General features: G+C 47.1%; 9 protein-coding genes. 3 read left to right on the top strand and 6 right to left on the bottom strand.

Annotated features, from left to right (window positions below):
* Positions 1 to 382 precede the first annotated feature (382 nt).
* Positions 383 to 1,198, top strand: coding sequence for an oxidoreductase (locus tag VIP81_RS09025; RefSeq protein ID WP_331958725.1), 816 nt, complete (start codon positions 383 to 385; stop codon positions 1,196 to 1,198).
* A gap of 35 nt (positions 1,199 to 1,233) precedes the next feature.
* A complete protein-coding gene (locus VIP81_RS09020; RefSeq protein WP_331958722.1) occupies positions 1,234 to 1,431 on the top strand; it encodes a KTSC domain-containing protein in 198 nt (65 codons plus the stop codon).
* A 10-nt stretch (positions 1,432 to 1,441) separates the two neighbouring features.
* Here the strand turns inward: VIP81_RS09020 and VIP81_RS09015 are convergent, their stop codons facing one another.
* A complete protein-coding gene (locus VIP81_RS09015) occupies positions 1,442 to 2,293 on the bottom strand; it encodes a helix-turn-helix transcriptional regulator (RefSeq protein ID WP_331958719.1) in 852 nt (283 codons plus the stop codon).
* A 129-nt stretch (positions 2,294 to 2,422) separates the two neighbouring features.
* Between VIP81_RS09015 and VIP81_RS09010 the strand changes: the two genes are divergently transcribed.
* On the top strand, positions 2,423 to 3,400 hold the full coding sequence (locus VIP81_RS09010; protein WP_331958716.1) for an NADP-dependent oxidoreductase: 978 nt from the start codon (positions 2,423 to 2,425) through the stop codon (positions 3,398 to 3,400).
* 87 nt (positions 3,401 to 3,487) lie between these two features.
* Here the strand turns inward: VIP81_RS09010 and VIP81_RS09005 are convergent, their stop codons facing one another.
* From VIP81_RS09005 to VIP81_RS08985, 5 genes are all read right to left on the bottom strand, one after another.
* Positions 3,488 to 4,621 carry a TlpA disulfide reductase family protein gene (locus tag VIP81_RS09005; RefSeq protein WP_331958713.1) on the bottom strand — a complete coding sequence of 378 codons (1,134 nt, stop codon included), beginning with the start codon at positions 4,619 to 4,621 and terminating at the stop codon, positions 3,488 to 3,490.
* Between the two features lie 17 nt (positions 4,622 to 4,638).
* Positions 4,639 to 6,153 (bottom strand): RagB/SusD family nutrient uptake outer membrane protein, encoded by a 1,515-nt coding sequence (locus VIP81_RS09000; protein ID WP_331958710.1) that lies wholly within the window; start codon positions 6,151 to 6,153, stop codon positions 4,639 to 4,641.
* A gap of 18 nt (positions 6,154 to 6,171) precedes the next feature.
* The gene (locus tag VIP81_RS08995) at positions 6,172 to 9,633 is read right to left on the bottom strand and encodes a SusC/RagA family TonB-linked outer membrane protein (RefSeq protein ID WP_331958707.1); all 3,462 of its coding nucleotides are present in this window, start codon (positions 9,631 to 9,633) and stop codon (positions 6,172 to 6,174) included.
* Between the two features lie 326 nt (positions 9,634 to 9,959).
* Positions 9,960 to 11,135 (bottom strand): FecR family protein, encoded by a 1,176-nt coding sequence (locus VIP81_RS08990; RefSeq protein ID WP_331958704.1) that lies wholly within the window; start codon positions 11,133 to 11,135, stop codon positions 9,960 to 9,962.
* Positions 11,136 to 11,217: 82 nt separating this feature from the next.
* Positions 11,218 to 11,942 (bottom strand): RNA polymerase sigma factor (locus VIP81_RS08985; protein ID WP_331958701.1); only part of this gene is annotated, 725 nt, incomplete at its 5' end.

The raw sequence follows: 11,942 nt of genomic DNA, 5'->3' as shown, positions 1-11,942 counted from the left end.
AGCACGCAAACCAGTAGCACATTGTAATGTAAACTACCGGTAGCCATTAATACCCCCGCCGTAAACATAAACCCGCCACTGGGCAGGAAGAAACAGAAAAACAACCCGGTTTGCCCATATACAGACAGGAACAAAAATAATAATCCTCCATAACTGAGGAACGATACAGCATCAGACATTCGTAGTATGATTAAAGTAATAATGATGGGGGGGCTCCGGCATTGATCCTATCGCTCAACATCCAATAGCTGCTCCTTGTATGTGGTAAATTTAAGTGAAGTAGTTCAATTTTGGTGTGAGCTCCCCACCAAACATCTTTGAGCCTCCTGCCAAAACAACACATCCTTTTAACGATGATCTTTGTTACACTAAATAAAAGATCATGAAAAAAGTAGTGCTGATCACGGGCGCCTCCGCCGGAATAGGCAAAGAAACCGCCCGGGTATTGGCAAAAAACGGGTACACGGTATATGCCGCCGCCCGCAGACTGGATAAAATGCAGGACCTGCAACCCGAAGGGGCGCATATGCTACAAATGGACGTGACGGACGATGACACCATGGTAAAAGGTGTGAACGATATCATGACCCGCGAAGGAAAAATAGATATCCTGATCAACAATGCAGGCTTTGGCTCCTATGGCGCCGTAGAAGATGTGCCTATTGCCGACGCCAGATACCAGCTGGAGGTAAACCTGTTTGGCGCTGCCCGTTTAACGCAACTGGTATTACCCTCCATGCGACAGCAGCAATGGGGCAAAATCGTCAACATCTCTTCTGTAGGGGGTAAAATTGCAACGCCTTTCGGAGGCTGGTACCATGCCAGCAAATTTGCGCTGGAAGGACTCAGTGACGCACTACGTAATGAAGTAAAGCAGTTTGGTATAGATGTGATTGTAATAGAACCCGGCGGTATAAAATCAGAATGGAGTGGCATCGCGTTCGACAGCCTGGTGAAAGTATCGGGGCATACTGCCTATCAAAACCTGGCGAGAAGGTTCGCCGATACCTTCAAAACCATGGAGCCCAATTCACCGGAACCGTTGATCATTGCGGAGCTGATTCAAAAGGCCATTGAAGCCCGGAGGCCGAAAGCCCGTTACGCTGCCGGTTACATGGCAGGGCCTTCCCTTTTCTTCCGGAAAATATTATCAGACAACCTGATGGATAAGGCGATTATGGGAACGCTAAAAAAGTGATGCTTCACCGGTATGATAATTGAGGTCCGGCATATATGCCGTCATCTGTGGTTGCACATATGATCTATAACGCCGATACACTTACCCTGCGGATCATTTTCGTATCGGGCATGATATACGACTATAAAGGTGTGCCGGAGACGGTTTATCTGGCGATGAAGTCGTCGGGATCAAAAGGTACCTATCTCAATAAATATGTAAAAGGGCATTACTCTTTTGAGAAAATAAAGTAGGCAGGATTTACTATGCTGCCCCCAACACCGCCTGCTTTCTGATGTCACTCATCCCCTTCTGGTAAAACCGTTTCATCATTTTATTCAGATGACTGCTATCTGTAAATCCAAGGTCGTAGGCGATTTCCTTGAACGATATATCTGTATATAGTGCCTTTGCTTCGGCCAGTTTCAATTTGGAGCGCAGCACAAATTCCTGGTAGGTTTCGCTGGCATTGCGTTTAAAGTATTCGCTGAAATAATTGGCAGAGATACTAAAGCGCTGACAAAGATATTGTGGTGTAATTTTATCTTCATCGAGCAGGTGATATTGAATATGCAGTATCAGATCGGCAAAACGTTTACTTTCGAAGCCCTGTTCACCGGGCAATACCGTGGCCACGTTGCGGGCAATCAGTTCCAACACGGCCACCATGAGTCCCTGCATAATTCTGCGGGAATGCCCATCCTGCCGCTGCTGTTCATACATCAGCATTTCCAGTAAGCGCACCAGGTGTTGTTTATCGTTTTCGTTGCTGATCAATTCTCCCGCCTGCCGGTTGTAGTTGCCTATAATAAAATTGAGACGACAAAACCATTTTCCAAAGTCAATCACACAATCCTGTTCCCCGGAAAAAAAGCTGGCGTTGAATTGTATAAACAGAAACGTCGTCCTTTCATCAATCCGGTACGTATGACAATCAGAAGAAGGCAACAAAAAAATGCTGCCTTTTTTATAATCGGTATGCGTATGTTCTACCTGTTGCTCACCAGCGCCCTCCAGGATATATACCAACTCAAAAAAATTATTTCTGCGGTTGCGTTTTTCCCAGTAGTCCAGTGTAGACGTGGTAATGCTGAATGGGTCGTGTACCTTTTCCATACTACAAATCTACATAATAAACGTGGGCTGATAAAGGGCTATCCCATTCTGTTACTGCTGATTCCTTTTTGCGTACGCTTCTGATGAAAGCGGGGAGACTAGCTTTGTACACACAAAAATGCAGCAACGATGAAAGCAATTATTTTAGAAAGACTGGATAAAAACGCCTCCCTGGAATTATCAGAAACACCTGTTCCGGTGCCAGGTCCTACAGAAGTATTAATTCAAACGAAGGCGATTGGTATCAACCCGGTGGATTATAAAACGCTGGAAGACTTCACCACGCCAACCGGAATACGGGCCAGCTGGGCACCCGCACTGGATGGCATTTCCCCGCTGATCCTCGGATCAGATATAGCCGGCGTAGTTACCGCAGTGGGCAGCGAAATCACCAAATTCAAGGTAGGCGATGAAGTATTCGGCATGATCAGGATGCCGGGACATGGACGCGTATACGCGGAATATGTAGCCGCACCGGCTGTCCATCTCGCTAAAAAACCTAACAATATTACCTTTAATGAAGCGGCAGCTGCTACGCTGGCAGCTATTACCGCCTGGCAAAACCTCTACACCCATTATCCGGTGAAAAAAGGTGACCGGGTATTGATCACTGCACCTGCCGGTGGCGTAGGACACTATGCGGTGCAAATGGCTAAAGAACGTGGGGCTTATGTAATAGGGCTTACCAGTGCCGCCAACGCAGACTGGGTACGCCATATAGGCGCAGATGAAATTATTGATTACAACAACTTTGATTTTGAACAGGCAGATAGCCTGCAACTGAACCTGGTATTAGATTCCGGCGGAAGATACCCAGCCTCCCTGTACGAAAAACACTTCGCTCCCGGAGCCGCTCTTTTCCATCTCCCCCATCCCCTGGCGCCAACAGATATGGCTTACTTCCAATCGAAAGGTTTTGATGTACGTTATACCGGTGTGTTTTCTGAAGAAAAAGCAATTGATGCGATTGCGGTGTTGCTGGAGTCCGGGAAAATAAAATCGTATGTGGATAAAGTCTTTGCTTTTAATGAGATGAAAGCAGCGTTGACGGAAATGAAAAAGGGGACAACAAAAGGGAAGATAGTAGTAGAAGCTGTTAGCCGTTAGCTTTTAGCTTTTAGGAAATGCAGCGAAGATCATAATATGTTAATCATTCGCTGCATTTCCTAAAAGCTAAAAGCTAATAGCTAAAAGCTATTTCAGTATTTCTTCGAGCTTCTTATCCAATGCTTCTCCACGCAGGTTCTTCGCTACTATTTTCCCATTAGGATCCAGCAGGAAATTTTGTGGTACGGCACGCACACCATATAACTTGGCCACTTCATTTTCCCAGAATTTCAGATCAGATACATGTGTCCAGGTGAGTTGGTCGGTGTGGATCGCCTTCAGCCACGCTTCCTGCCCGTTTGCCTGATCGAGCGATACACCGAGGATGGTAAACTGTTTGTCTTTATACTTGTTAAAGGCAGCTACCACATGTGGGTTTTCTGCGCGACAGGGACCGCACCAGCTGGCCCAGAAATCCACCAATACATACTTACCGCGGAAATCAGCCAGGCTCACTGGTTTACCTAATGTATCATTCTGCGTAAAGGCAGGTGCGATAGCGCCAACAGCGGTTTGTTTCCAGCCATGAATAATACCGGCTACTTCTTTTCCTTTTTTACTGTCTTTTACCACAGGAGATAAAGCATTGTACACCGCTTCTATTTCATCTACGTTGTCCGGAATAGATCCTGCAAAATTCTGGATGGCATCCAGACTAACAGGTGATTTGGGATTTTCCGTTATAAATGCCTTATAAATATTCTTTTCTTCTGCACGTAGTGCTTTACTTTTATCATCATAGGCTTTTTTAAAGCCATCCGATTTACGGGTTTCTTCGCTGGCAGCGATGTAGTCTGCTGTCAGTTGATCCCTTTGTGCACTGATGTTTTTTAATTTTGCCTGCAGGCGCTGCTGATCGTCGTTCAGGCGAGAACCCTTTACCACGGCGTTATACACAGAATCTGTGGCACTCAGTGTGATGGTTCCTTTTTCCAGGTATACCGCCAGCATATCTGATTTATAAGACATCATGTTGGTAGGGGCCGTATGACGCAGCATCAGGGTCGCTTTTACCGGATCAGTTATTTTTCCTTTGAATTCAAATGCACCCTGTTGTAAAGCGGCAGAGTCTCTGATCACTTCGCCATTAGCACGATAAGTAAGAAATAATTTGGCAGGAGCATCCAGGGTTCCTATTTTCCCCTTCAGCACAAAAGCGCCGTCCTGAGCGAATAGTGTGGCAGGCAGTGCAGCCAGCATAGTCATTAAAATGTGTTTCATATGGTGTTGTTTTTGATTTAAAAGGGTCTCCCATCCAATGGTATATTCCACTGTGGATTGAATTTAAGGATTAGGTTCGAGATGGTCAGGATAAAATCTTTTGAATCGATAACGCCTTCGAATACTTCCGTTCCTACTTTGTGTGTAATTTTTGTTTTGCTCCATGGCTTACCGGCTTCGAGGCATAATCTTTTCAAATCCAGGAAGCGCTTAAATGAGCCCAGTGGCAGTTCCCGCCTTCTTTCGTCCAGCACCTGCTGTATTACTTCTGTTTGTGAGCCAATGCCCAATGCGGGCGTTCCGGTTTTATAACGGTAACGACGCAACGTATTCAGGTCGGCGATGGCGGAAGACAACTGATTGGTGCGGGCATATCCTTCTGCGCGCATGAGCAGCAGTTCCGGATAGGTGAAGCCCGCCGTCATATTGGATTTGGAGCCGCGATAGTACTGTATCCTGTTGCCATCATCATAGGTCACGTTGTTGTAAGTAGTTTTATAACCGGGTGCTGTTAAAAAGAAGTATTTAAAGCGCAGGTCATTCGCCTGGTCGTACAAGGCAATCACTTCCTCCGAAGGATAGGAAGAAGAAGACCTGCCGGCGCCGGCATCCAGGTTTCTGTAAAATAAATTCTCGCGGCTGTTGGCCACTGTCAGGAAATTATCTTGTGCTTTAATCGTACTGTTTACCACATTGGTAGGATCCGTCCACGAAAAGCCGTTGTAGTCATAAATCAATTTATCAGTACCGCTTGCGCTGGCGGCGGTCCAGGCGAGATTGGCATAATACACCACGCTATCATACTTCTGGGTAAACAGGTGATAATACGCCAGCAATGCCTGCGCCGCTACTTTATTAGGACGCGATGGCCAGTTGGTTACCTCCGGCAAATCGGGCAAAGCGGTTTGTATATCTTTTGATACCAGTGCAAAAGTTTGCTCCTGCGTGGAAAGATCCGGCAACGCTGCGCCTACGTCTGCGCTGATCACGTAAGGAATGGTTTTAGTGTCGTTGGCTGTACCAGGTTTATACACCGGGCCATACACCAGGGTGGTGATAAAATAAGACCATGCCCTGTCTACCAGCGCCTGCGCTACTACCCGCTTTGCATATTGCTGATTTTCTGCACTCAGGTTAGGGATGCCGTGCACCCCTTCTATCACGTTGTTGAAATAAGCCATGGAGCGATAGGTACCCCAGTCCCAGAAATAATCAGAGGTAGCCGGATTTTTATAGGGCTGTCTGAATACATAAGCCCAGTAACGATCTATGTTAGGATGGTTATTGGCTTTATAGTTGATATTGCCAATGCCTTCAGACATAGCCAGGTTATCTGTGAGGTAGCCCAGGTTGCAACCTACGTTGTTGTCTACAAAAGCCCACTGGGCAATATTTGCATTATCGAGCAGGTGATCGAAATCTGCCACCTCCGAAGGGATGAGTTTTCCTTTCGGCTTTACATCCAGGAATTTGCTGCAGGAAGCCAGGCTCCCGGAAAGAATGGTTAATAGAATAAGTATATACTGTTTCATGATCGCCACAATTAAATGTTAAAGACTGAATGATAACCCTACATAAAACTCAGGCCGCAATGGCAGGGAGCTGAATCCCTGTTCTGTAAATGCGCCGGTACCGCCGCTGAGGTTCAGTTCAGATGTTTCCGGATCGCGATGGTCGCTGTTAGCCGTGATCATGAACAGATTCCGGCTTTGCAGGTAGATCCTCGCGCTGCTGAAGCCTATTTGTTTCAGCAACCGCGGATTAATATCATAGGTTAGCGTGATATCCCGCAACTTCATGTAACTACCGCTTTCTATCAGGATATCGGAGTAAGGGAAATAAAACATATCCATGTTCCAGTCGCTGAGTTTTGGGTAGATGGTTTTGGCTTCATCGCCCGGTTGTTTCCATCTTTCAGACACGTGTTTATTCAGGATATTAGATCCGCTGAAGGCATCTCTCCTTAACACATTTCCTAATTTGGCGATGAACATAAACGACAGGTCAAAACTTTTCACCCGGAAGGAGTTGGTCATGCTGATGGCATATTTGGGGCGTAGTGTACCGCTGTAAATCAAATCGTTTACTGATACATTTCCGCCACCACTTTTTTCTCCTTTGCTGGTATAAAACTGTGATACCCCATTATTATCCAATCCGGCGTAACGGTAGCTGTACAAGGCATCCAGCGGGTCGCCGGCTTTTTTAATAGCACCATTGGTAATAGACGACGGGTACTGATAGGTAACATTATAGGTGAGTACTTTATTGTTGTTATAACTGAAGTTGAAGAAGGTATTCCATACCAGGTTCTTTTTACGGATCACGTCTGCATCCACAGATAGTTCATAGCCCTGATTTCTTACTGCGCCAATGTTTTTGGTGAGGGAACTAAAGCCACGGGTAGGATCAATGGCATCTGCTGCCAGCAGGTCACTGCTGTTACGCAGGTAGTAGTCGGCGGTTACATTGATCCGTCTCTTCAGCAAAGAAATGTCTACGCCAAAGTTGGTGCTTTTTGTTTTTTCCCAGCGCAGGGAATTATTAGGGGGAGAAGTGATACCATAAGAGATATCTCCCGTATAATTAGAATAAGAGCCGGGGGTGATGATCAGGAAAGGGCCTGAGTTCAGCGAAATATTTCCGTTGATCCCATAGGAGGCGCGCAGATCCAGGCGATCGATTCCGCTGATATTAAAGAACTTTTCTTCCGCCAGTTTATAGGTACCGCCGGCAGACCATAACGGTTTGTAGCGATAGCGGGGATCGGTACCAAAGAAATTGGTTTGATCCAGGCGGATACTACCACTGAGAATAAAGCGGTTATCGTATTCATAGGAGCCGTTGGCATACCAGGACACAAAGCGGTTATCCTGATAGAGATAACTGCCTATGCTGGCAGTGGGGCTGCTGGTACCCAGTTTGTCGGCGGTATAATTACCGGCATTATAATCGGCATAGTTAAAAGTAGAAAACGTACCTGCCTGATCGTTATAGCCGAAGCGGGTAGGCAGGTTATTATTATCTGCCGTATTTCTGCTGATTTCATTTCCGGCGATAGCGGAAATGCGGTGGCGGCGCGCCACCACTTTGTTAAAGTTCAGCTGGGTGCGGAACATATAGCTCTGGTTAAAATTGCGGCTCTCATTTACCACTGCGCCATCCGGAATATAATGTTTGGAAGGGTTGGCGATAGACGTATTATCATCATACCACAGTCTTACACGGTACGCATTTTTATCGTACAGTGATCTGCCCAGGTAATCGCCGCGGCTCCAGGAACCACCGGCTTCTGCGCTGAGACCATCCAGGATTTTTATGTTGATGCTGCCACCTAATCTTAATTGCAGGGTTTTGCCCGTCACCGTTTCCAGACCCAGGTCTGCAAGCGGATTATAGTACAATGGTTTCATGCCGGACATGGCCGCATAGCGGTCACGTTTTTTCAGATTCTTGAACTCCATGGTTTGTGGCGCGCCGGTGGCCGGATCTACGACCAGGTCATAGGGTTGCAGCAGGGAGGTGTTGGTATATGCCAGCATATCCTGCCAGCCTCTTGCCGGGGCGGTGGAAGTGGCGTAGTTCACGTTGGAGAACAAGCGTATCGATACACGTTTGCCGGGGCGCCAGTCGTTCTTCATATCAAAGATGAGGCGGTTGTCTGAATTGCGGACGGTATTATTCTCATTGGAAATATATTTCACTGCGGCGTTCAGCATACTTTTTTCACTGCCACCGGACAAAGAAATATTATGTTGCTGGGTGAACTGATTCCTGAAATAATATTTCTGCAGCTGTCCTTGTCCATCGTTGTTCTTCAGCGCGGCGATCTGCGCATCTGCGTCTTTTTCGTTGAGCCATCCCTGTGACTTTGCAATCAGGAGGTAGTTTACCTGCGAGGTAGTACCGTAGTTGTTATAGTCAGTCAGGTTGCCGTTAGGATCGAGGTTATAGAGTTCTATTTCCGCATCTACAAAATCGGCGGAAGAAGCCCTGTTCAGGTACTTCAGGTCTGGTTTCAGTGTGATACCGGTAGAGCCTTTGTATTCCACCAACAGTTTACCATTTCTGCCCTGGCGGGTGGTGACTACAATCACGCCGTTGGAAGAGCGGGCGCCGTAAATGGAAGCAGCTACGGCATCCTTGAGGACGTTCACGGATTCGATGTTATCGATGTTCAGTGATTCCAGTCCTGCGGAGCTGGGGTAGCCATCTACGACCAGGAGCGGCGCGCTGGCAGCGGTGCCCAGCATGGTAGACACGCCACGGATTTCCAGGTTGCCTTCCTTGGTGAGTACTACCCCGGTGGCTTGTCCTTCCATGGCTGATTTCAGGTCTGGTTTTAATTTGGCGCGGAGGCGATAGGGGTCAATAACCGAAAAAGAGCCGGTGGCCCGTTCCCGGGAAATGAGCTGGTAGCCGGTGTTTACCACATCGATGCCGGTGAGTTTGTTGTTGGATGCTTTCAGTTGTAAACTGATCACACCATTTTTACCTACGACCAGTTCTTGTTTTTCGAAACCGATATAGGTAAATGACAACACGGCATTTTCATCTTTCACCACTACCGTATACTCACCGTTGTTATTGGTTTGCGTGCCTTTGCTGGTACCTTTTACCACCACTGAAACGCCGGGTAGCGGCACACCGTTTTCGTCGGTGATACGTCCGGTGATCACTATTTGTGCCGGCAACACCGGTAGTTCCGGTACGCGGCTAATGATTTTAGTGACCGTGATGGTTTTGTCGTCTATGGCATACTCCAGGCCTTGTCCCATCAGTGAGGCATGTAGTAATTCCTGGATGGTTGCATTTTTCACCTCTACCGTCACGGGCCGGGTGCTTTCCAGCGCGTCGTAATTATAAAAAACGATGTAACCGGTTTGCCGGTTGATGTTAGTGAACACCGTTGACAGCGGTGTATTTCTGACGGACATGGTCACCCGTTGTGCCACGCCTTTGGCGCTGATTTGCAGAGCGCCGGCCATTAGTAATAAAGCAGATAACCTCATGATCCTCCAAATTTTGGTTGGCTGATTGTTTTTTTTCATTGCACCGGTATAAGCCGGCAAGTAAGATCTGCATTGGTGGTGATGCGTTTCTGAAGTGTTGATACAGGGCTGATTTCGCACGCAGGCGGCCCCCTCTCTGTTTTGGAACAAAGCAGTTAAAATCATACATTTGATTTCGGTGATAAAAATGAGTTTACACGAATAATTTATTGCCTCCAACCAGTGATGTTTGCCCATCACTGGTTTTTTAATGGCATTGGTTTTTAGCAATGATTCCTTAATTCAAAAGTCAGTTGGTTTAGTTGTTAAAAAATATGGTGGTTTTGCTATCGTACTACAGTGATTTTTCTACCCTCGATTTTAAATGATACCTGATTTTTTTCTAAAATATTTAATACCCGCGACAAAGGCAGGCTGCGCTGTATACCGCCGCCAAAGCGCATTTCAGGCGGTGTACCTTCATACACCACTTCTATATCATACCATCGTTCCAACTGCCGCATCACGGTGGTAATATCGGCCCGGTCGAAGATGAAAAAACCATTTTTCCAGGCCACTGCGGCCTGTGTATCTGCCTCGGTAACGGAGATGCTGTTATTAGCCGAAACGCGTGCCTGTTGACCTGGTTGTAATTTTTTCACGACCCCGTTATTGCTGACATTCACGGCGCCGGTGAGCAGGGTTACGGCCATCGTTTGTTCGTTGGCATAAGCCATGATATTAAACTGCGTGCCCAGTACAGCAATGGTTGTTCCATTTACTTTCACACGAAAAGGTTTTTCCGGCAATGTGGCCACATCAAAGTATGCTTCTCCCGTTAGTACTACTTCCCTGCTGTTGCCGGAAAAAGCAGTGGGGAAATACAGGGAGCTGGCAGCATTCAGCCACACCTGCGTGCCATCGGGTAAAGTAAGCTGGTATTGCCCGCCGCGGGGCGTGGTTAAAGTATTGTAGGTGATGGCGGTGGTGGCTTTTTCCGCCTTATATAATACCTGTCCGTTTTGGGTTTTGATGATATTGGTATTCCCTTGTTTACCCAGGGTATCATTTCTTGCGTCGTCGAGGGCAATGCTGGAGCCATCTGCCAGGGTAAGGATCGCTTTATTGCCACCGGGAGCCACATCATTTTTGTAGCGCGCAATAGCGGGTACCGGGGCGATACTGTTTACCGGCTTCCACATCCAATAACCGACAGTAGCCAGCACGATGCCGGCAATAGCTGCAGCAGCCCACCACCAGCGGATAGACGGCGCCGGACGAAGCGTTTCCACAAAAGGAAGTGTAAGGTCGGTTGCTGTAATACTTTTCAACAATGTGGCGCGGGCAGAAGGATCAGCCTCTGCGCCCTCGGGCGCCTGCCACATCAGGTCTGTCAGCGCTGCCATAAACAGCTCCATGTTGTCGTCATCCTTCAACAGGTTGTACAGTTCTGCCTGTTCCGCCGCCGTTTCATTACCGGAAAGACGCTGTTGCAATAAATACGTTACCCTTTGCTCCTGCATGCTTATACGAGTATATTTAACAGTATACCCACTAATAAGAATGAGCTGAAGACATAAAGGACCTATCTCACTAAAAAAAAATTTACCGGCTGATAAATATTAAATAAACGAGGGGAATGGTATGTCCGTAACGGCGCAGGTGTTCCCGGATAGCTTTTAAAGAAAAGACCAGTGCATTTTTTACAGAATGAGGGGAAAGATCCAGCTCAGTGGCTATTTCCGGGATCTTCATACCCTGGTTACGGCTCATCTGGAAAATGCGGCGGCGCTGAGGAGATAATAGCAGTACGGCCTCTTCAATGAGCACATGCAGCTCTTTGAGGCTTAGTAGCCGCGTGGGCGTATCTGCTTCATCATTGCCCACCATCACAGTTTCGCGTAAACGATATTCTGTCGCTTCTTTCCGGAGATAGGTATAACATTCGTTGGCAGCCACCTTATACAGCCAGGCCTTGGGTTGATCAATATCGGGGAGCTTATCCCGGCTAAGCCATACCCGCAGAAAAGTGGCCTGTATCACTTCCTTGGCATTTTCGGGCGACTTTACCATTTTCTGGATAAAGGGTTCCAACGTTTGCAGGGAGGCATTAAACAGGACACCAAACGCTCCTTCATCACCCTCCGAGATGCGTTGAAACAATGCTTTGTCAATATAGATATTATCGTGCATTATAGTTAGCAGGCTACTGGAAAAATTATGTATAAGGTTGGTGGTATTCCTGCTAAAGTAATAAAATTTGGGCGTATACGCCCGTGACTTTTGATCACTCCCTGTTTGAAGCCCGTTGGCATCATCCCGGGAAGGTA

The organism is Chitinophaga sp. (genome assembly GCF_036566945.1).
In the GTDB taxonomy this organism is placed as follows: Bacteria; Bacteroidota; Bacteroidia; order Chitinophagales; family Chitinophagaceae; genus Chitinophaga.
This window is presented reverse-complemented; position numbering and strand designations above follow the sequence as displayed.

What these genes read in the sequence shown, in the direction of transcription:
- VIP81_RS09015 (WP_331958719.1), bottom strand. Translation starts at nt 2,293, where the DNA reads ATGGAAAAGGTACACGACCCATTCAGCATTACCACGTCTACACTGGAC.
- VIP81_RS09005 (WP_331958713.1), bottom strand. Translation starts at nt 4,621, where the DNA reads ATGAAACACATTTTAATGACTATGCTGGCTGCACTGCCTGCCACACTA.
- VIP81_RS09020 (WP_331958722.1), top strand. Translation starts at nt 1,234, where the DNA reads ATGCCGTCATCTGTGGTTGCACATATGATCTATAACGCCGATACACTT.
- VIP81_RS09025 (WP_331958725.1), top strand. Translation starts at nt 383, where the DNA reads ATGAAAAAAGTAGTGCTGATCACGGGCGCCTCCGCCGGAATAGGCAAA.
- VIP81_RS08995 (WP_331958707.1), bottom strand. Translation starts at nt 9,633, where the DNA reads ATGAGGTTATCTGCTTTATTACTAATGGCCGGCGCTCTGCAAATCAGC.
- VIP81_RS09000 (WP_331958710.1), bottom strand. Translation starts at nt 6,153, where the DNA reads ATGAAACAGTATATACTTATTCTATTAACCATTCTTTCCGGGAGCCTG.
- VIP81_RS08990 (WP_331958704.1), bottom strand. Translation starts at nt 11,135, where the DNA reads ATGCAGGAGCAAAGGGTAACGTATTTATTGCAACAGCGTCTTTCCGGT.
- VIP81_RS09010 (WP_331958716.1), top strand. Translation starts at nt 2,423, where the DNA reads ATGAAAGCAATTATTTTAGAAAGACTGGATAAAAACGCCTCCCTGGAA.